Source organism: Pseudomonas sp. 50_B (assembly GCF_017491625.1).
In the GTDB taxonomy this organism is placed as follows: domain Bacteria; phylum Pseudomonadota; class Gammaproteobacteria; order Pseudomonadales; family Pseudomonadaceae; genus Aquipseudomonas; species Aquipseudomonas danubii.
Genome location: NZ_JAFGYX010000002.1, coordinates 287,722 through 305,982, shown reverse-complemented (window position 1 = coordinate 305,982; position 18,261 = coordinate 287,722). Strand labels below are relative to the sequence as shown.

The 18,261-nt window shown below is 61.1% G+C and carries 21 protein-coding genes and 1 riboswitch; of the genes, 16 read left to right on the top strand and 5 right to left on the bottom strand.

Annotated elements, in window-relative coordinates:
• Positions 1-65 precede the first annotated feature (65 nt).
• Together J5M73_RS04505 and J5M73_RS04500 are read left to right on the top strand one after the other, a co-directional pair.
• A complete protein-coding gene (locus tag J5M73_RS04505) occupies positions 66-599 on the top strand; it encodes a C40 family peptidase (RefSeq protein ID WP_092311761.1) in 534 nt (177 codons plus the stop codon).
• A gap of 22 nt (positions 600-621) precedes the next feature.
• A complete protein-coding gene (locus tag J5M73_RS04500; RefSeq protein WP_102860747.1) occupies positions 622-1,284 on the top strand; it encodes a class I SAM-dependent methyltransferase in 663 nt (220 codons plus the stop codon).
• Between the two features lie 2 nt (positions 1,285-1,286).
• Here J5M73_RS04500 and J5M73_RS04495 read toward each other — a convergent pair whose 3' ends face one another.
• Both J5M73_RS04495 and J5M73_RS04490 read right to left on the bottom strand, forming a co-directional pair.
• Positions 1,287-2,606 (bottom strand): sorbosone dehydrogenase family protein, encoded by a 1,320-nt coding sequence (locus J5M73_RS04495; protein WP_102860748.1) that lies wholly within the window; start codon positions 2,604-2,606, stop codon positions 1,287-1,289.
• A gap of 70 nt (positions 2,607-2,676) precedes the next feature.
• Positions 2,677-3,258, bottom strand: coding sequence for a hypothetical protein (locus J5M73_RS04490; protein ID WP_102860749.1), 582 nt, complete (start codon positions 3,256-3,258; stop codon positions 2,677-2,679).
• A 170-nt stretch (positions 3,259-3,428) separates the two neighbouring features.
• Positions 3,429-3,662: riboswitch (cobalamin riboswitch) on the top strand.
• A gap of 79 nt (positions 3,663-3,741) precedes the next feature.
• Here J5M73_RS04490 and cobO point away from each other — a divergent pair.
• From cobO to J5M73_RS04425, 14 genes are all read left to right on the top strand, one after another.
• Positions 3,742-4,353, top strand: a complete 612-nt coding sequence (cobO, locus tag J5M73_RS04485; protein WP_102860750.1) for a cob(I)yrinic acid a,c-diamide adenosyltransferase — start codon at positions 3,742-3,744, stop codon at positions 4,351-4,353.
• Positions 4,354-4,363: 10 nt separating this feature from the next.
• The gene (locus tag J5M73_RS04480) at positions 4,364-5,704 is read left to right on the top strand and encodes a cobyrinate a,c-diamide synthase (RefSeq protein WP_102860751.1); all 1,341 of its coding nucleotides are present in this window, start codon (positions 4,364-4,366) and stop codon (positions 5,702-5,704) included.
• Entirely contained in the window at positions 5,697-6,347 is a 651-nt protein-coding gene (gene bluB, locus J5M73_RS04475) for a 5,6-dimethylbenzimidazole synthase (RefSeq protein ID WP_102860752.1), read from the top strand. Before J5M73_RS04480 ends, bluB begins: the two co-directional genes overlap by 8 nt.
• Positions 6,344-7,252, top strand: coding sequence for an adenosylcobinamide-phosphate synthase CbiB (gene cbiB / locus J5M73_RS04470; RefSeq protein WP_102860753.1), 909 nt, complete (start codon positions 6,344-6,346; stop codon positions 7,250-7,252). Before bluB ends, cbiB begins: the two co-directional genes overlap by 4 nt.
• Positions 7,245-8,237: a threonine-phosphate decarboxylase CobD gene (cobD, locus tag J5M73_RS04465; protein ID WP_102860754.1), complete on the top strand. Its 993-nt coding sequence runs from the start codon at positions 7,245-7,247 to the stop codon at positions 8,235-8,237. The genes cbiB and cobD overlap by 8 nt, the downstream gene beginning before the upstream one ends.
• Entirely contained in the window at positions 8,234-9,685 is a 1,452-nt protein-coding gene (locus tag J5M73_RS04460) for a cobyric acid synthase (RefSeq protein WP_102860755.1), read from the top strand. The genes cobD and J5M73_RS04460 overlap by 4 nt, the downstream gene beginning before the upstream one ends.
• 35 nt (positions 9,686-9,720) lie before the next feature.
• A complete protein-coding gene (cobU, locus tag J5M73_RS04455; RefSeq protein ID WP_102860756.1) occupies positions 9,721-10,242 on the top strand; it encodes a bifunctional adenosylcobinamide kinase/adenosylcobinamide-phosphate guanylyltransferase in 522 nt (173 codons plus the stop codon).
• Positions 10,239-11,294 (top strand): nicotinate-nucleotide--dimethylbenzimidazole phosphoribosyltransferase, encoded by a 1,056-nt coding sequence (gene cobT, locus J5M73_RS04450; RefSeq protein ID WP_102860757.1) that lies wholly within the window; start codon positions 10,239-10,241, stop codon positions 11,292-11,294. The genes cobU and cobT overlap by 4 nt, the downstream gene beginning before the upstream one ends.
• Positions 11,291-11,866, top strand: a complete 576-nt coding sequence (gene cobC, locus J5M73_RS04445) for an alpha-ribazole phosphatase family protein (RefSeq protein WP_102860758.1) — start codon at positions 11,291-11,293, stop codon at positions 11,864-11,866. The genes cobT and cobC overlap by 4 nt, the downstream gene beginning before the upstream one ends.
• Before the next feature lies 1 nt (position 11,867).
• Positions 11,868-12,599, top strand: a complete 732-nt coding sequence (locus J5M73_RS04440) for an adenosylcobinamide-GDP ribazoletransferase (protein ID WP_102860759.1) — start codon at positions 11,868-11,870, stop codon at positions 12,597-12,599.
• Positions 12,600-12,669: 70 nt separating this feature from the next.
• Entirely contained in the window at positions 12,670-13,074 is a 405-nt protein-coding gene (locus tag J5M73_RS04435; protein WP_102860760.1) for a MarR family winged helix-turn-helix transcriptional regulator, read from the top strand.
• 52 nt (positions 13,075-13,126) lie between these two features.
• Positions 13,127-14,329 carry an MFS transporter gene (locus tag J5M73_RS04430; RefSeq protein WP_102860761.1) on the top strand — a complete coding sequence of 401 codons (1,203 nt, stop codon included), beginning with the start codon at positions 13,127-13,129 and terminating at the stop codon, positions 14,327-14,329.
• Positions 14,326-14,448, top strand: a complete 123-nt coding sequence (locus J5M73_RS32035) for a hypothetical protein (protein WP_258008952.1) — start codon at positions 14,326-14,328, stop codon at positions 14,446-14,448. Before J5M73_RS04430 ends, J5M73_RS32035 begins: the two co-directional genes overlap by 4 nt.
• A 55-nt stretch (positions 14,449-14,503) precedes the next feature.
• On the top strand, positions 14,504-15,055 hold the full coding sequence (locus J5M73_RS04425) for a redoxin domain-containing protein (protein WP_102860762.1): 552 nt from the start codon (positions 14,504-14,506) through the stop codon (positions 15,053-15,055).
• A gap of 88 nt (positions 15,056-15,143) precedes the next feature.
• Here the strand turns inward: J5M73_RS04425 and J5M73_RS04420 are convergent, their stop codons facing one another.
• From J5M73_RS04420 to J5M73_RS04410, 3 genes are all read right to left on the bottom strand, one after another.
• Positions 15,144-16,430, bottom strand: a complete 1,287-nt coding sequence (locus J5M73_RS04420; protein WP_102860763.1) for an outer membrane protein transport protein — start codon at positions 16,428-16,430, stop codon at positions 15,144-15,146.
• 144 nt (positions 16,431-16,574) lie between these two features.
• Positions 16,575-17,057, bottom strand: coding sequence for a hypothetical protein (locus J5M73_RS04415; protein ID WP_102860764.1), 483 nt, complete (start codon positions 17,055-17,057; stop codon positions 16,575-16,577).
• Between the two features lie 271 nt (positions 17,058-17,328).
• On the bottom strand, positions 17,329-17,553 hold the full coding sequence (locus J5M73_RS04410; RefSeq protein WP_102860765.1) for a hypothetical protein: 225 nt from the start codon (positions 17,551-17,553) through the stop codon (positions 17,329-17,331).
• Between the last annotated feature and the right edge of the window lie 708 nt (positions 17,554-18,261).

The window sequence follows — 18,261 nt, the reverse complement described above, 5'->3', positions numbered from 1 at the left end:
TTACGCGGTTTTGTTTTCAGTACCACGGCAGAGAAAGCCGCATCCCGATCAGGATTGTTCAGCTTATGTCGACCTCGGCCCGTTTCGCGCTTATTGCCCTCGCTGCACTGCTCAGTGCTTGCGCCAGTCGTACACCGCCTCCGGCGCCTGTGGTACGTGCTCCTGTATTCAATTCCTCCCAGGCCTTTTCTCCGGTTGCCGAAGACGTACTGTTTCGCGCCTTGGGTCTGGTAGGCACGCCCTATCGCTGGGGTGGCAATACACCGGACTCCGGATTCGATTGCAGCGGTTTGATTGGTTATGTCTACCGTGATGCGGCGGGTATTTCCTTGCCGCGCTCGACTCGGGAAATGATCGGCATGCAGGCGCCGGATGTGGGCAAGAATGCCTTGCAGACCGGTGACCTGATCTTCTTCGCCACCAATGGCGGTTCTCAGGTCAGCCATGCCGGGATCTATGTTGGCGAAGGGCGTTTCGTGCACGCCCCGGCCACAGGTGGCACCGTGAAGCTCGACAGTCTGTCCAAAGCCTATTGGCAGAAGGCCTACCTGAGCGCCAAGCGTGTACTGCAGCCGGAACATCTGGCGCACAACCCATAACACTTCTCCGGTCGAGGTGCTCGTGACTGCTCGTACCCTCAACCTCGACGATGCCCTTTATCAGTACCTGCTGGACGTTTCACTGCGTGAGACGCCCTTATTGCGTCGTTTGCGTGACGAAACCCAGGCGCTGCCCAATGCGCGCTGGCAGGTGGCGCCGGAGCAGGGGCAGTTCCTCGCGCTGCTGATCAAGCTGACCGGTGCTCGCCGCATCCTCGAGGTCGGGACCTTCACCGGCTATAGCGCCTTGTGCATGGCCCAGGCGCTGCCCGACGATGGTTTGTTGATCTGTTGTGATATTCCCGGCGATTACAATGCCACCGCCTGTCGTTACTGGAAGGACGCCGGAGTCGACCAGCGTATTGACCTGCGCCTGGCGCCCGCGCTGCAGACTCTGGCTGGCCTGGAGCAGGCGGGCCAGCTTGAGTCTTTCGATCTGATCTTTATCGATGCGGACAAGGCCAATTATCCAGCCTATCTGGAGTTTGCCCTGCGTTTGCTGCGAGTTGGGGGCCTGGCGGTGTTCGACAACACGCTATGGAGCGGGCGAGTGCTGGAGGCGAATGCCGCCAGTGAGGATACCCGAGCCATCCAGACGCTCAATCGCGCCTTGAAGGATGACTCGCGTATCGACCTGTCGCTGCTTCCCTTGGGGGATGGCCTGACCCTGTGCCGCAAGCGTTGAACTCAGGGCGCTTTGGCGGCGGATACCCGCCAGATCTTGTTGCCGACGTCATCGGCGACCAATAGCCCCCCTTGCTGATCGATGACTACCCCGACCGGGCGTCCCAGGGCTTTTTCATCGGCATTGAGAAAGCCGCTGAGTACGTCGATCGGTTGTCCCTGGGGTTTGCCTGCACGGAAAGGCACGAATATCACCTTGTAGCCGCTGTGGGGCTTGCGGTTCCAGGAGCCGTGCTGGCCGATGAAGGCTCCTTCGGTAAAGGGCGCGGGAAGTTTGCTGCCTTCGGCGAAGGTCAGGCCCAGTGAGGCTGTATGCGGGCCCACGGCATAATCCGGGGCGATTGCCTTGCTCACCTGTTCGAGGTTTTGTGGCTTGACCCGCACGTCCACGTGTTGCCCGTAGTAACTGAAGGGCCAGCCATAAAAAGCCCCGTCCTTGACCGAGGTGATGTAGTCCGGAACCAGGTCGCTGCCTATTTCGTCGCGCTCATTGACGGCGGTCCATAGCGCTCCACTGACCGGCTCCCAGGCCAGGCCATTGGGATTGCGCAGGCCGGTGGCGAACAGGCGATGCTTGCCGCTGGCTCGATCCACTTCCCAGATGGCTGCACGGCCTTCTTCTTTATCCAGGCCGTTTTCCCCAACGTTACTGTTCGAGCCGACGGTGACATACAGCTTGCTTGCGTCCTTGCTGGCGATGACGTTCTTGGTCCAGTGGTGGTTGAGTGTGCCGCCGGGGAGGTCGAGCACCTTGGTGGGGGCTGCGCTGATGTGGGTGTCACCGGCCTGATAGGGGAAGCGCAGTAGCTTGTCGGTGTCCGCTACATACAGATCATTGCCCACCAGGGTCATGCCGAATGGGGAGTTGAGGTTCTCCAGGAACAAGCTGCGGGTTTCGGCTACGCCGTCGTGATCCTGGTCTCGCAACAGGGTAATGCGATTGGCGCTGGGGACGGTTGCGCCGGCGCGGCCCATCACTTTTCCGGCGATCCAGCCGCGAATGCCCTGGCTGTCATCCGGCTTGGGCGGTGCATTGGTTTCAGCTACCAATACATCGCCATTGGGTAATACATACAGCCAGCGTGGGTGGTCGAGGTTTTCGGCGAAGGCGGCAACCTGCGTGCCGGCTGCTGCCGTGGGTTTTGCGCCCTCGGGCCAGCCGATGGCGGGGGCAATATTGACCGTGGGGATCAGCGTGGGATTGGGCTGCGGCAGTTTGGGGTTCGGTCCGGTGCCGTCCGAGACTTGCAGGCTTGAGGTTTCGCCGCAGGCGGTGAGGCCGGCGGCGATAGCGATAAGCAAGGTGTGTTGAAGCTTGAGCATGCTGATTTCCCTATGAGTGCACGAACGTCGTAGTCATAGAGGAGCATAGCCAGTCGATGGTTCCGCCTGATCAGCGGGCCTCCTTGAACAGTACGGCAATCCCCGGATGGTAGTGGCCGCTTTCGTTGTGCAGCTTGCGGTAGGCGTAGGGGAAGTACCAGGCTACGGCGCAGCAGTGCTCCTTTTGCAGTTCGTCCAGCATGTCCTGAAGTTCTTCGGGAGAGGCGCTGTGCTGGGCTTTTTGCGGGGCGACAAACAGGCAGCCAAGCCTCAGGTCGCTGGGGTAGCTGATCTTTCTGGCGTCACTGGCAATGTCCAGCAATGGCTGGGTCAGGTGCAGGCTGTTGACCCGCGGCCAGCGCTGGGTGCTCTGGATATAGGCGCGTTCGTCCTTGGTGGCCAGGTACAGGTCGGTACGAGCGTTGCGGGCGCCGTCTTCCTGTTGCTTCTTGCTGGGGCTGTGTTCCAGGCTGATCATCTCCGCCATCCAGGCCGCCGCAGAAAGTAATCCCAGGTTGGCCTTTTCATCGAACCAGTACGGGGTTTCGCTATCGCCGCGGACTGCGTTGTAGCGGTCAATGCAATCGAACCAGCGTTCCAGCATCGGGCGCAGGAATTCCAGCTTTGGATTGCTGATGATCATGCCTTGCATCGAGCTCACTCCTTATTGTTGTGCGGCAGGACCTTGGGTCCTGGGTTATGGCTTTTTGATATCACCGCTCTGAGTGTGGCACAAGATTGGCGTCAGTTTGTTGATGCAGTGCAGTTTTGTGTGATGTGCGACGGCTGGCTTTAATTGACGCTCCACCCCCAACCCTCTAACCTTCGCGACTTGTTTCAGGTGCTCTGTGGCCCATGGTCGACAGAGTGAAACAGGGAAGCCGGTCAGGGCCTGTTCCAGCGATGGACACGGCAACGATTCCGGCGCTGCCCCCGCAACGGTAGATGAGTCAAGGCTGTGCCACATGCCACTGTGTCGATGACATGGGAAGGCGCGCAGCCCGGCAGCGATGCCCCTCATGAGCCCGGAGACCGGCCTGATCCATCCAACGGCATCACGGTGGGCGATGCCAGGCTAGCGCCGTCTCTTTTTTTTCCTGCCCGCCGTTCCCCAGCCCCAACGGAGAGCTGCCCCATGAGTGAATCCCCCGATCGTGACGAGCGCCATCTGGCGCGCATGTTGCGCAAGAAAGCCGTGATCGACGAGCGCATCGCCAACTCGCCCAACGAATGTGGTCTGTTGCTGGTGCTGACTGGCAATGGCAAGGGCAAGAGCAGTTCGGCCTTCGGCATGCTGGCGCGGTCCATGGGCCACGGTATGCAGTGCGGTGTGGTGCAGTTCATCAAGGGCCGTAACAGCACCGGGGAAGAGTTGTTCTTCCGGCGTTTTCCAGAGCAGGTGCGGTTTCACGTGATGGGTGAGGGCTTCACCTGGGAGACCCAGGATCGCCAGCGCGACATTGCTGCGGCCGAAGCGGCCTGGGCGGTATCCAGGGAGCTGTTGAGCGACCCGGAGATTGGTCTTGTCGTACTCGACGAGTTGAACATCGCGCTCAAGCACGGCTACCTGGATCTGGACCAGGTGCTCAGTGATCTGCAGGCTCGGCCACCCATGCAGCATGTGGTGGTGACCGGCCGCGGCGCCAAGCCGGAGATGATCGAGCTGGCAGATACCGTCACTGAAATGGGCATGGTCAAGCATGCGTTCCAGGCCGGTATCAAGGCGCAGAAAGGTGTTGAGCTGTGAGTGTGAATTCATGACCGATGTTCGTCATTGCCCGGCGGTATTGATCGCCGCACCGGCTTCCGGCCAGGGCAAGACCACCGTGACCGCGGCACTGGCCCGCCTGCACCGCAACCAGGGGCGCAAGGTGCGGGTATTCAAGTGCGGTCCGGATTTTCTCGACCCAATGATTCTTGAGCGAGCCAGCGGTGCTCCGGTGTACCAGCTGGACATGTGGATGGTCGGGGAGCAGGAAAGCCGTCGCTTGTTGTGGGAGGCTGCGGGCGAAGCAGACCTGATCCTGATCGAAGGGGTCATGGGGCTGTTCGATGGCACGCCCTCCAGTGCCGATCTGGCGCGGCATTTCGGCGTCCCGGTGTTGGGGGTGATCGATGGCACCGCCATGGCCCAGACCTTTGGTGCGCTGGCCCTGGGACTGGCCCGCTATCAGCCGGACCTGCCGTTCGCCGGGGTGCTGGCCAATCGGGTAGGCACCTTGCGCCACGCGCAGTTGCTCGAAGGAAGCCTCACCGAGGGATTGCGCTGGTACGGTGCCTTGTCCCGAGAGACTGACATCGAACTGCCCAGTCGCCACCTGGGGCTGGTACAGGCCAGCGAGCTGAATGATCTGGACCTGCGCCTTGATGCTGCCGCTGAAGCCCTGGCCAGCAGTTGCCAAGTGGCACTGCCGCCGGCAGTGAGCTTTGCCGCACCAACGCCGGTACCCTGCGAGCCTTTGCTTGCCGGTGTGCGAATCGCCGTGGCGCGGGATGAGGCATTTGCCTTTACCTACGGTGCCAGCCTGGATCTGTTGCGGGCCATGGGCGCGCAGTTGAGCTTCTTCTCGCCGATTCATGACACTGAGCTGCCGGAGGCGGACAGTCTGTATCTGCCCGGTGGATACCCTGAATTGCACCACCAGGCGCTGGCGCAAAACACCGCGATGCTGGGTGCCATTCGTGCCCATCATGCTGCGGGCAAGCCGTTGCTCGCGGAGTGTGGCGGCATGTTGTACTTGCTGGACTCCCTGACCGACATCGAAGGGCAGCGTGCCAATCTCTTGGGGCTGCTGCCCGGTGATGCCGTGATGCAAAAGCGCCTCGCGGCCCTGGCCTTGCAAGCGGTGGATTTACCGGAAGGCAGCTTGCGTGGTCACACCTATCATCATTCCCTGACCAGCACGCAACTCGAGCCGATTGCCCGCGGCATCAGCCCCAATGGTGGCCGTGGTGCGGAAGCGGTGTATCGCGATGGGCGGATGACGGCCTCCTATGTGCACTTTTACTTTCCGTCCAACCCGGCGGCGGTGGCGGCTTTGTTCGTGCCAGCTCGCGCTGGCAAGCCAACGCCTGTAGAGGATGCGGTAGGTGAGTGAGCAGGATTTTTCTACGGCGGAGCGTGAGGCGGTTTATCGCGCCATTGCCGAGCGCCGGGATATGCGTCACTTCGCCGGTGGCAGTGTCGCGCCCGAGCTGCTGCGGCGTTTGCTGGAGGCGGCGCATCAGGCACCCAGCGTGGGGTTGATGCAACCCTGGCGTTTTATCCGTATCAGCGATCGCCCGTTACGTGGACGAATCCAGCAGTTGGTGGAAGAGGAGCGGGTGCGCACTGCCGAGGCCTTGGGAGAGCGTTCCGACGAGTTCATGAAACTCAAGGTTGAAGGCATCAATGACTGTGCCGAGGTGCTGGTGGCGGCGTTGATGGATGGGCGTGAGCGGCATGTCTTTGGTCGGCGCACTCTGCCGGAAATGGACCTGGCTTCGCTGTCCTGTGCCATTCAGAACCTCTGGCTGGCGGCGCGCAGCGAAGGCCTGGGCCTGGGCTGGGTTTCGCTGTTCGAGCCCCAGGCCCTGGCCGACCTGCTGGGATTGCCCGCCGGTGCCAAACCCTTGGCCGTGTTGTGCCTGGGCCCGGTTACCGAGTTCTATCCGGCGCCGATGCTGGCGCTGCAGGGTTGGGCGCAACCCCGGCCATTGAGTGAGTTGCTGTATGAGAATTACTGGGGAGTGAGTCAATGAGTGTGGCGTTGCTGAGTGTCGCCGGGGTGGCGCTGGATGCGCTGCTGGGCGAACCCAAGCGCAGGCATCCGCTGGTGGCCTTTGGCCGTATGGCGGATCGTATCGAGCAACGTTTCAACGCCGCCGGCCGAGGCTGGCGCAGTCATGGGGTCACCGCCTGGGTACTGGCGGTGCTGCCCTTGACCCTGCTGGCCACGGCCCTGTCCTGGCTGCCCTACATTGGTTGGGTGGTGGAGATCATTGCACTGTATTGCGCCCTGGGCCTGCGCAGCCTCGGCGAGCACGTCGCGCCGGTGGCTCAGGCTTTGCGTAGTGAAGACCTGGATGAAGCCCGGCGTCGGGTCGGTTTTCTGGTGAGCCGTCAGACCAGTGAACTGGATGCCACCGAAGTGGCGCGGGCAGCCACTGAATCGGTGCTGGAAAACGGCAGCGATGCCGTGTTTGCCGCCTTGTTCTGGTTTGCCGTGGCCGGTGCGCCGGGGGTGGTGCTCTATCGCCTGAGCAACACCCTGGATGCAATGTGGGGCTATCGCAACGAGCGTTTTGAGCGTTTCGGCTGGGCGGCGGCGCGAATCGACGACCTGCTCAACTATATTCCTGCGCGCCTGGTGGCCCTGACCTATGCCTTGCTGGGCAAGACCCGCCTGGCGCTCAAATGCTGGTGGCGCCAGGGGCCGACCTGGGACAGCCCCAATGCCGGTCCGGTGATGGCGGCTGGAGCGGGCGCCCTGGGGGTCGAGTTGGGCGGCGCAGCGATTTATCACGGTGAGTTGCACCAGCGTCCGCAACTGGGCGAAGGCGAGCCGGCGAGTGCCGACTCCATCGATCGCGGTTGGCTGTTGGTGCAGCGGGGTGTCTGGCTGTGGTTGTTGATTTTGTGCCTGGGGGCTGAATTCTATGCTTGAGCACGGCGGAAGGTTGCGCAAGGCGGCCCAGGAATACGGGATCGCCGAAGAGGCCTGGCTGGATCTGTCCAGCGGATTGGCGCCCTGGCCATTTCCCTTGCCGACCATTCCCCTGCCTGCCTGGGCACGTCTGCCGGAAACCGATGATGGTCTGGAACAGGCGGCCTGCGCCTACTACGGCGCGACTGAGGTGCTGCCGGTGGCCGGTTCCCAGGCGGCGATCCAATTACTGCCGCGGCTGCGGCGGGCGGGCAAGGTCGGGGTCTTGTCACCCTGTTATGCCGAACACGCCGAGGCCTGGCGGCGCAGTGGCTACCGGGTGCGCGAGGTACTGGAGCAGGAAGTGGATTTCTTTCTCGACAGCCTCGATGTGCTGGTGGTGGTCAACCCCAACAACCCCACCGGTTTGAGCCTCACGCCCGAGCGCCTGCTGGATTGGCATGCCCGCTTGGCCCAGCGCGGTGGTTGGTTGGTGGTGGATGAAGCCTTCATGGATAACACCCCGCAACTGAGTCTGGCCCGGCATGCCCATCAGGTGGGGCTGATTGTCCTGCGTTCATTCGGCAAGTTCTTCGGGCTGGCTGGCGTACGCCTGGGCTTTGTCCTGGCCGAGCGCCGGTTGCTCAGGCTGTTGGCGGAGCAGGTTGGCCCTTGGGCGGTCAGCGGGCCGACCCGGGTGCTGGGGCAGGCTTGCCTGCGGGATGTCGAGGGGCATGCCCGGCAACGTCTGCGCAGTGAAGAGGCTAGCGAGCGCTTGAGTGAAGTTCTTGCGCGCTACGGCTTCAAGCCTCAGGGCGGCTGTGCGCTGTTCCAGTGGCTGATCACCGCCGAGGCCGAGCGGCTTTATCAATTCATGGCGCGGCGCGGCATTCTCCTGCGGCTGTTCGCCCACAACAGCAGTCTGCGCTTCGGCCTGCCCGCCGACGATGCCGATTGGGCGCGCCTGGAACAGGCGCTGCAGGCTTATCGCAAGGACTATTCATGAGCACGCTGATGGTACAGGGCACCACCTCGGATGCCGGCAAGAGCACGCTGGTGACCGCGCTGTGTCGCTGGTTGCTGCGCCGGGGCGTCAGCGTGGTGCCGTTCAAGCCGCAGAACATGGCGCTCAACAGTGCGGTGACCGCCGACGGTGGCGAGATCGGACGGGCTCAGGCGGTCCAGGCCCAGGCGGCCAACCTGGCACCCCACACCGATATGAACCCGGTGCTGCTCAAGCCCAACAGCGACACCGGCTCCCAGGTGATCATTCACGGACGGGCCGTCACCACCATGAATGCCGTGGCCTATCACGACTACAAGGCCATCGCCATGCAGGCGGTTCTGGCTTCTCATGAGCGTCTGCGAGGCGCTTATGACGTGGTGATGGTGGAAGGGGCCGGCTCTCCGGCAGAGATCAATCTACGGGCTGGCGACATTGCCAACATGGGGTTTGCCGAAGCGGTGGACTGTCCGGTGCTGCTGATTGCCGATATCAATCGTGGCGGGGTGTTCGCCCATCTGGTTGGGACTCTGGAGCTGCTTTCGCCCAGCGAGCAGGCGCGGGTCAAGGGCTTCATCATCAATCGTTTTCGTGGTGACCTGGCGCTTTTGCAGCCGGGCCTGGACTGGCTGGAGGCCCGTACCGGCAAGCCGGTGATTGGTGTGCTGCCCTATGTCATGGACCTGCATCTGGAGGCGGAGGACGGCATCGACCAGCGCCAGTCCGGCAAGGTCGAGCAAGTGCTGAAGGTGGTGGTGCCGGTGCTGCCGCGCATCAGCAATCACACGGATTTCGATCCGTTGCGCCTGCATCCTCAGGTGGACTTGCAGTTCATCGGCCCCGGGCAGGTGATTCCCGCCGCCGACCTGATCATTCTTCCCGGCTCGAAAAGCGTACGCGGCGATCTGGCCTATCTGCGAGCCAACGGCTGGGATCGGGCCATCGACCGGCACCTGCGTTATGGCGGCAAACTGCTGGGGATCTGTGGTGGTCTGCAGATGCTCGGCAAGCAGTTGCACGACCCACTGGGCTTGGAAGGCGCGGCGGGCTCCAGCCCGGGCCTGGGCTTGCTGGATTTTGAGACCGTGCTCGAAGCAGAGAAACAGCTGCGTAACGTCAGCGGCAACCTGACCCTGGAGAATGCGCCGGTCAGTGGCTATGAAATTCACGCTGGGGTCACTCGCGGCCCGGCCCTGGAGCAGCCTGCGGTGCAGTTGGAGGACGGTCGCTGCGATGGCGCTTGCAGCGTCGATGGGCTGATCCTCGGCACCTATCTGCATGGTCTGTTCGAGACTCCGGCAGCCTGTGGTGCGCTGTTGCGCTGGGCGGGACTGCAGGATGTGCAGGAGGTGGATTACCACGCCTTGCGCGAACGCGATATCGAGCGTCTGGCGGATCTGGTGGAGCGTCATCTGGATACCGCCGCGCTGCTCAAGCTCTGTGGCCTGTAAGCCGCGGTGGACTTACTTTTCAAAGGTGCTCAAGCATGCTGCAACTGATTCTCGGCGGTGCCCGCTCCGGCAAGAGTCGCCTGGCGGAAAAACTGGCCACCGACAGCGCCCTTGAGGTGATCTACATCGCCACCAGCCAGCCTCTGGATGGCGAGATGAATCAACGTATTGCCCATCATCGTCAGCGTCGCCCGTCCCATTGGGGGTTGATCGAAGAACCGCTGGAGCTGGCCCGGGTGCTGCAGCAGGCCGCTGGCACCGGGCGTTGTCTGCTGGTGGATTGCCTGACCCTGTGGTTGACCAATCTGTTGATGCTCGAGGACGAGCAGCGCCTGGTGTTTGAGCGCGAGGCCTTGTTGCAGTGTGTGGCGACGCTGCCGGGGGAGATCATCTTTGTCAGCAACGAAACTGGAATGGGTGTCGTGCCCCTGGGCGAATTGACTCGCCGCTACGTGGATGAAGCCGGTTGGCTGCATCAAGCCCTGGCCGAACGTTGTCAGCGTGTGGTGCTGACGGTGGCCGGCCTGCCCCTGACTTTGAAAGGAACTGCGTTATGAGTAACTCCTGGTGGCTGAACCCGTGCAAGGCGGTCGATGCCCGGATGGTCGAGCAAGCCCTGGCGCGTCAACAGCAATTGACCAAGCCGGCCGGGTCCCTTGGCCAACTGGAGCCCTTGGCGGTACGTCTGGCCGGTTTGCAAGGTCAGCTCAAGCCAGGCCTTGAGCGGTTATGGATTTCGATTTTCGCCGGGGATCACGGGGTGGTTGCCGAGGGCGTATCCGCCTACCCACAGGAAGTGACTGGGCAGATGCTGCTGAACTTTGTCAGCGGCGGCGCGGCTATCAGCGTGCTGGCACGGCAACTGGGTGCGCAACTGGAGGTGGTGGACCTGGGCACAGTGGCCCCAGGATTGAGCCTGCCGGGGGTGCGCCACCTTAACCTGGGTGCCGGTACGCAGAACTTTGTCCAGGGGCCGGCCATGACCCCGGCTCAGGGGGAGCTGGCCCTGCAAGCTGGCCGCGACAGTGCGTTGCGCGCCCGAGCCGAGGGTGCCCAACTGTTTATCGGCGGTGAGATGGGCATTGGCAACACCACTGCCGCCAGTGCCATTGCCTGTGCCTTGCTGGACATTCCGGTGGCGCAGTTGGCCGGACCGGGCACCGGCTTGAATGCCGAAGGGGTCAATCACAAGGCCGAGGTCATCGAGCGGGCCTTGGCCCTGCATGCGCGGTCCCGCGACGATGCCTTGCAGACGCTGTTCAATCTCGGTGGTTTTGAAGTGGCTGCGTTGGTGGGGGCTTATCTGGCCTGCGCTCAGGAAGGAGTCGCAGTACTGGTTGATGGGTTTATCTGCAGTGTCGCGGCCCTGGTGGCGGTGCGCCTGAATCCGGCGTGCCGTCCATGGCTGCTGTTTGCGCATCAAGGGGCCGAGCCCGGGCACCGGCATGTGCTGGGCGCTCTGCAAGCCGACCCGTTGCTGGACCTGGGCTTGCGTCTGGGGGAGGGCAGCGGTGCCGCGCTGGCGGTGCCATTGCTGCGCCTGGCCTGTGATCTGCACGGGCAGATGGCGACCTTCGCCGAGGCGGCCGTGGCGGACCGCCCGGCATGACCCTGTATCTGGACCTGTTGCGCCACGGTGAAACCGAACTGGGCGGTGGTTTGCGCGGCAGTCTGGACGACGCCCTGACAGAGCGGGGCTGGCAACAGATGCGTGACGGGGTTCAGGGGCACGGGAGTTGGGATCTGATCGTCAGTTCACCCTTGCAGCGGTGCTCGCGTTTTGCCGAGCAACTGGCTGCGCAGTTGCAGTTGCCCCTGCTGCTGCAGCCTGATGTGCAGGAGTTGCATTTTGGGGCCTGGGAGGGGCAGAGCGCAGCGGCGCTGATGGAAACCAATGCCGATGACCTGGGCCGATTCTGGGCCGATCCCTATAGCTTTACTCCGCCCCAGGGAGAGCCCGTGGCGGACTTTTCCCAGCGGGTGCTGGGGGCGATCGAGGGCTTGTACCGGGACTGTGCCGGGCAGCGGGTGCTGTTGATCAGTCATGGTGGGGTGATGCGCCTGTTGCTGGCCCGGGCGCGGGGGCTGCCCCGGGAGCAGTTGCTGAATGTGGAAGTCAGCCACGGTGCGTTGTTCAGCTTGAAAGTCGCCTCTACGGGGCAATTGAGCGAGGAGGGCTGAGATGCTGCCATTCTGGATTGCCCTGCAGTTTCTCAGCAGCCTGCCCATTCGCCTGCCGGGCATGCCTCAGCCTGAAGAGCTGGGGCGCTCATTGCTGTTCTATCCGCTGGTGGGGCTGTTGTTCGGTGTGCTGTTGTGGTTGCTGGACGCCGTGCTCGCTGGCACCCCCTTGCTGCTACACGCGGCGTTGCTGCTGAGCGCCTGGGTATTGCTCAGCGGGGGATTGCACCTGGATGGATTGGCAGACAGTGCCGATGCCTGGCTGGGGGGCTTCGGTGATCGAGAGCGCACCTTGAGCATCATGAAAGACCCCCGGAGCGGGCCCATCGCTGTGGTGACGTTGGTGCTGGTGCTGTTGCTCAAGTTCGTTGCACTGGTGGCGCTGATCGAACAGCAGCAGGGCGTTGCCTTGTTGCTGGCACCTCTGATTGGGCGCGCCTCATTGCTGGGGTTGTTCCTTTGCACGCCATATGTGCGTGCGGGAGGCCTGGGTCAGGCGCTGGCCGATCATCTGCCTCCACTGGCAGGGCGACAGGTACTGGGCTTGAGTGTCCTGGTCTGTTTGCTGCTGGGGGGCTACAGCGGACTTTGGGTGGTGCTGCTGGCGGTGTTGCTGTTCTTCTGGTTGCGCCAGTTGATGATCCGGCGCCTGGGTGGCACTACCGGCGATACGGCGGGGGCTCTGCTGGAGTTGCTGGAGACGGCGGTATTGCTGGTGATGGTGCTTCTTTGAGCAAGCTCTGCAGTAGCTGCTTTTTCTGAAATTTCTTGCCTTGGATTAATAGCGGGTATATACACGCATCATGCTTCCCTCTCAATGTTTGTGCACCAATCTGCGTCGTGCCGCTCGTGGCGTCAGCAGGTATTACGACGGCGCCCTCGACGGCTTCGGGATTAACGTTGCCCAGTACTCTTTGCTGAACAATCTGCTGCGTCTCGATCAGCCGAGCATTTCCAGCCTGGCGGAGGCCATGGGCCTGGACCGCAGTACGCTGGGGCGTAATGTGCGGGTCCTGGAAGCTGCGGGCCTGGTCCGGTTGATGGAAGGTGACGACCAGCGCAACCGTCTGGTGCAACTGACCGAGGCGGGGCATGAGCGCTTGGTGGCAGCTTTGCCGGCCTGGGAAGCAGCCCAGCAGCGGCTGATCGATCGGCTTGGGGTGGAGAAGCGTGAAACCTTGTTGGCCTTGCTGAACGAACTCGCCTGAAGGCGTTTCGTTCGACTACAAGCGGGTATATACCCGCAACTGGAGAATAAAAATGTCATCGATGTGGCGCACCTGCGGCTGGGTACTTCTCGGCAGCGCATTGATCCTGGCGCTGTCGCTGGGGGTTAGGCATGGTTTCGGCCTGTTTCTGCCATCCATGAGCGCGCAGTTCGGCTGGGGCCGTGAAGTCTTCGCCTTTGCCATTGCCTTGCAGAACCTGATCTGGGGCCTGGCACAGCCGTTTACCGGGGCCCTGGCCGACCGTTTTGGTGCGGCCAAGGTGGTGCTGGTCGGTGGCGTACTGTACGCGGTCGGGCTGGTGTTCATGGGGCTTTCGGATTCGGCGCTGAGCCTGTCCCTGAGTGCCGGGTTGCTGATTGGCATCGGTTTGTCCGGAACTTCCTTCTCGGTGATTCTCGGGGTGGTCGGTCGTGCCTTGCCGCCGGAAAAGCGCAGCATGGGCATGGGGATCGCCAGTGCCGCAGGTTCCTTCGGCCAATTCGCCATGCTCCCGGGAACCTTGGGGCTGATCGGCTGGCTGGGCTGGTCGACGGCATTGCTGGTGCTGGGCCTGCTGGTGGCGCTGATCGTGCCGCTGGTCAGCATGCTCAAGGACAAGCCGCTGCCGGTGCTGGGGCATGAACAGAGCCTGGGCGAGGCCCTGCGTGAAGCCTGTTCTCACTCGGGGTTCTGGTTGCTGGCGTTCGGCTTCTTTGTCTGTGGTTTCCAGGTGGTGTTCATCGGCGTGCATCTGCCGGCCTATCTGGTGGATCAGCATCTACCGGCGACAGTCGGAACCACGGTGCTGGCGCTGATCGGCTTATTCAACATCTTTGGCACTTACACAGCGGGCTGGTTGGGCGGGCGGATGTCCAAGCCACGGCTGTTGACCGGTCTGTACCTGTTGCGTGCGGTGGTGATCGGCCTGTTCCTGTGGCTGCCGGTGACCCAGGCCAGTGCCTACCTGTTCGGCATGGCCATGGGCTTTCTCTGGCTGTCCACCGTGCCCTTGACCAACGGCACGGTCGCGACCTTGTTCGGGGTCAGGAACCTGTCCATGCTTGGCGGCATCGTGTTTCTGTTCCATCAGTTGGGCTCGTTCCTTGGCGGTTGGCTGGGGGGCGTGGTGTATGACCGTACCGGGAGTTATGACTTGATCTGGCAGGTGGCGATTCTTCTCAGTCTGTTGGCCGCGGCTCTCAATTGGCCGGTGCGCGAGCGGCCGGTGGCGCGCTTGCAGGCGAGTGCAGCGTGAAGTCATGGCTGGGTTGGAGTGTCGGCCTGGGCGTCGGCATTGTGCTGTTGTGGCTGGCCTGGTGGGGATGGCATCGCGGCGGGCTGGCGCTGATGCAGTTGGGCATGGGTGCTTGCTAGGTGGCCAGAGGGGCGAGTAACGTCGATATCCGACGACTATTGAAGGACGCTGAACATGGCTAAGCGCTGGTTTGTGGTTCCGGCATTACTCACATTGTTTGCAGGTTCGGTCTGGGCCGCGGATTGTCCGGCGTTACTGCAGGGGTCTGTACCCAAGTTGCACGCCAAGGAATCCATCGATCTGTGCCAGCGCTTTGCCGGCAAGCCGCTGGTGGTGGTCAATACCGCGAGCTTCTGTGGGTTTGCTCCGCAATTCAAAGGCCTTGAGGCGCTGTATCAGCGTTACAAGGAACAGGGGTTGGAAGTGGTGGGTGTTCCGTCCAATGACTTCAAGCAGGAGTCCAAGGATGGCGCTGAGACTGCCAAGGTCTGTTACGTCAACTACGGCGTGACGTTCACCATGACCGAGCCGCAAAAGGTTCGAGGGGCCGATGCGGTGCATCTGTTCAAGGTCCTGGCGCAGCAGAGCAATGCGCCGAAGTGGAATTTCTACAAGTACGTGGTGGATCGCCAGGGCAATGTGATTGCCAGCTTTTCCAGCCTGACCAAGCCGGATAACCCGGAGTTCATTGAGGCGGTAGAGAAGGCGTTGGCGTCCAAATCCTGAGTTTTGCGGATCAGCACATGAAAAAGCCCCGCCTCTTGAGAGGCGGGGCTTTTTCTTTCGGCTCTAGAGGCACAGGCCTCTTAACGATTTAGAAGCGGTAGGTTGCACCTACGCCGAAACCGTTCGCGCTGTTGTCGTACTGGGCGTTGTAAGTCTGGCCAAGGGCATTGCTGCGGTTGACGTTGACTTTCTCTTCCTTGAGGTAGGAGTAGGCAACGTCGATGGTCAGGTCTTCGGTTGGGCTCCAGCCGGCACCCAGGCTGAAGATGGTCCGGTCGCCGGTAGGGATGCGTGGTGAACGGTCAGTGTTGTTGGTTGGCGCCTGGTCAAAGGTCAGGCCGGTACGCAAGACCCACTGTTTGTTCAACTGGTAGGACGTACCGATGGCGTAAGCCCAGGTGTCATGCCAGTTCTGCTCTTCCTTGATGCTGCCCAGTTTCAGCGTCGGGGCCAGTGCGCCACCTGTTGCAGCAGTGACACCCTCGTTGTTGACGGTGATGTCTTTCAGGCGGCTCCAGCGGGTCCAGGTGGTACCGGCATAGAGTTTCCAGGCATCGTTCAGTTCCTGGGTGACCGAGAGGTCGTAGGACTCTGGAGTGTCGATTTTCAGGGAGGCGTCGTAGCGGTTGCTTTTCAGGAAGCCTGGGTTGGTGCCGGCACCGGCGGTGACATCAGTGTGGCCTTCCAGTTTGTATTTCACTTTCGAGTGGTAGGTCAGGCCCACGCGGGTGGTGTCGGTAGCCTGGACCAGCACGCCGATGTTGTAGCCATAACCAACGTCGTCACCCTTGATTTTGACTTTGCCGTCATTGGGCGAAAAAGGGGTAGTCAAGGCTGATTCCAATACACCGGAAATACGGTTGATGGTCGGGCCAAAACCGATCGAAACCTTATCGTTGAAGGCGTAGCTTACGGTTGGCTGGAACGTTACGACCTTGACTTCGCTTTTGCTGCCGAAGTTACGTCCCTGGAAGCTGCTTTCATAGTCGGTGACCAAACCAAATGGAGCATAGACCCCCAGGCCGAACGCCCATTGGTCATCGATTGGTTTGACGTAGAAGCCCATAGGCACAGCAGTTAAGGGCACCATATCGCCCTTGTTGGTGCCCTGGCGGCTGCCACTGGTGTTCCTGAGGTCAGTGGACGCATCGATAGCCGCCATACCGCCAGTGACTTGCTGGCGTTTCAGGCGCGACATACCGGCAGGGTTACCAAATACAGTACTTGCATCATCGGCAGCGGAAGAGCGGCCAGCAAAGCCAGTACCCATGCCGCTGATGCTTTGTTCGTTAAGAGCAAAACCGCTGGCGAAGAGTTGGGTAGAGGCAAGTGCAACCGCGAGACTGATGGTGGATTTGAGCATGAATTTTTTCATTATTAGAACTCCTGATGATCACCGAGGCGAAAACTACCAACATTTCGGCTACGGCGCTATAGGCTGTAACAGTTGATTTAGAGCGGTTTTGTAGGACAATCCGACCAAAATCGGGGTTTTTCTCCGATTTTCTAAAGGTCGGTTTCAGCAGGCGAGCTGGCTCAACGGTGAAACGCAGGTTTGCCAGGCGCAGGCGAAATCTCTCAAACGTCCTTGTGGTTGAAAGGTCTTCCTCCAGATACGGGCCATGCCGAGCAGATCGTCGGCTGCGGGGAGCGGGGTGTGTTGTTGTTCCACCAGCAACCAGGCGATGGCGGTGGCATAACGCAGATTGACGGTCAGTTCCAGGTGCGGTCCGGCGAGGAACGCATGTTGGCTGGCCAGTCCTCTCACCAGGCTGGCCCGTTCCGGGTCCAGCGCCAGGTAGTGATCCCAGAGGTCCTGGTGGCGCACTTCAGTGATGCGGTACAGGCCGTGGCCGCGGCGATCGTGCAGTGCCGAGCCCAGCGCCGACTGACTGGCGGCAATGCCCAGCAACAAGGCTTCAGCGGTTTTGCTATGACTGCCCAGGTACATCAGCGTCGGGCGAATGACATAGCGGCACAACTCGCTGGCGGCGATACCCATAATGCCCTCGAGGGGGGGAGGTGGCCGGCGAAACCCGAAGGTGCTTGGCAGCAATGAAAGGATCAGGTTTGCCGGAAGCGGCGCGGGCCGCCTGACTTGAAGTGTAGTGTCATATCTATGTTGTAAAGGCCTGTTTTTAAAACATTTCCGAGCTCTTGTTATAAGCCTTATACCTATTGGTACTTTGGTTGGAGGAGTGGATTGGTAAATCACAGGCAATAAAAAGCCCCGCGATCAGGCGAGGCTCTTGGGTTTTCAGCACTCTGGCGTATCAGGCCACCAAGGCCTGGCGTGTACGCTCGATCACTGCCTGCAGCGGTTCGGCGCTGGAGTATTGATCGGGATACAGGCGTTCGCTGTGACGGGCGATGCCGTGTTCATTGACCAGGGTGAAGCTGAAGCAGCCTTTACGAGTGGCCATGATCAGGCAGTTCAACGGCGCAAAAGCGTGGGTTAGGGTGCGAATGGCATCCTGAGTATGGATTTGAGTAGACATAATTATTAGGTGTTCCTACAAATGACACGGTTAAGAACCGTGCAACGTTAAAACGTTCCAGTAACGTCGACCACTATTGGTCAGACGAAGAACCCGACTGGAACAAAGCAGCCAGTTGCAGCGCTTTAATAAGGTTGCGCTAGGGGCTGGCAGGTAGGTACTTAGGAGGGCAGGCAACACAGCAAGGGCAAAGGTTCTGGGCCCAGGGTGGAGATCCTGATCAATTTGCAGGTTGGTTCGGTCAGAGTAAGTAACTTGGGCACTGCCTTTGATTTCGTTTCAAGGGCGGTGTCAGTTTGAGAATTACCTGGAAACCAGCGAGGTGGTCGGTCCTTGATGTTCGACGTTGTTCTCGTTAGGAGAGGTGTCGGCGGGACTTGTTCGACCAGAATTGACTTTCAGCTTGGTACTAACGGAGCGGAGTCTATCGGGTTGAAGGTAGGAATGCAAGTGTGCTAGGAAAAATGTTCCCTGGGCAACGACGTCACGGGGTGACGATTGTGTCACCTCCGACACGGCGGGGTGTACGAAAGTGGTGCATTGCCGACGTCAGTTTCCGCCCAGTTGTGCACACTTGTTGTGCCACCTGTCACCGGGTTGTCACCTTCCCCAAGGCTTGCTCCATAGCCTGTCTCGAGAATTTAAGTCAATGATAAACATCGTCTTTTTTTACTGGTGAAAAAATCGTCAGTTTGACTGCAGAGCCCG

Bases quoted from the DNA above. Each gene is read 5' to 3' on its own strand.
- J5M73_RS04505 (WP_092311761.1), top strand. From the start codon at position 66: ATGTCGACCTCGGCCCGTTTCGCGCTTATTGCCCTCGCTGCACTGCTC.
- J5M73_RS04495 (WP_102860748.1), bottom strand. From the start codon at position 2,606: ATGCTCAAGCTTCAACACACCTTGCTTATCGCTATCGCCGCCGGCCTC.
- J5M73_RS04490 (WP_102860749.1), bottom strand. From the start codon at position 3,258: ATGCAAGGCATGATCATCAGCAATCCAAAGCTGGAATTCCTGCGCCCG.
- cobO (WP_102860750.1), top strand. From the start codon at position 3,742: ATGAGTGAATCCCCCGATCGTGACGAGCGCCATCTGGCGCGCATGTTG.
- J5M73_RS04480 (WP_102860751.1), top strand. From the start codon at position 4,364: ATGACCGATGTTCGTCATTGCCCGGCGGTATTGATCGCCGCACCGGCT.
- cbiB (WP_102860753.1), top strand. From the start codon at position 6,344: ATGAGTGTGGCGTTGCTGAGTGTCGCCGGGGTGGCGCTGGATGCGCTG.
- cobD (WP_102860754.1), top strand. From the start codon at position 7,245: ATGCTTGAGCACGGCGGAAGGTTGCGCAAGGCGGCCCAGGAATACGGG.
- J5M73_RS04460 (WP_102860755.1), top strand. From the start codon at position 8,234: ATGAGCACGCTGATGGTACAGGGCACCACCTCGGATGCCGGCAAGAGC.
- cobU (WP_102860756.1), top strand. From the start codon at position 9,721: ATGCTGCAACTGATTCTCGGCGGTGCCCGCTCCGGCAAGAGTCGCCTG.
- cobT (WP_102860757.1), top strand. From the start codon at position 10,239: ATGAGTAACTCCTGGTGGCTGAACCCGTGCAAGGCGGTCGATGCCCGG.
- cobC (WP_102860758.1), top strand. From the start codon at position 11,291: ATGACCCTGTATCTGGACCTGTTGCGCCACGGTGAAACCGAACTGGGC.
- J5M73_RS04440 (WP_102860759.1), top strand. From the start codon at position 11,868: ATGCTGCCATTCTGGATTGCCCTGCAGTTTCTCAGCAGCCTGCCCATT.
- J5M73_RS04435 (WP_102860760.1), top strand. From the start codon at position 12,670: ATGCTTCCCTCTCAATGTTTGTGCACCAATCTGCGTCGTGCCGCTCGT.
- J5M73_RS04430 (WP_102860761.1), top strand. From the start codon at position 13,127: ATGTCATCGATGTGGCGCACCTGCGGCTGGGTACTTCTCGGCAGCGCA.
- J5M73_RS04425 (WP_102860762.1), top strand. From the start codon at position 14,504: ATGGCTAAGCGCTGGTTTGTGGTTCCGGCATTACTCACATTGTTTGCA.
- J5M73_RS04420 (WP_102860763.1), bottom strand. From the start codon at position 16,430: ATGAAAAAATTCATGCTCAAATCCACCATCAGTCTCGCGGTTGCACTT.
- J5M73_RS04415 (WP_102860764.1), bottom strand. From the start codon at position 17,057: ATGGGTATCGCCGCCAGCGAGTTGTGCCGCTATGTCATTCGCCCGACG.
- J5M73_RS04410 (WP_102860765.1), bottom strand. From the start codon at position 17,553: ATGTCTACTCAAATCCATACTCAGGATGCCATTCGCACCCTAACCCAC.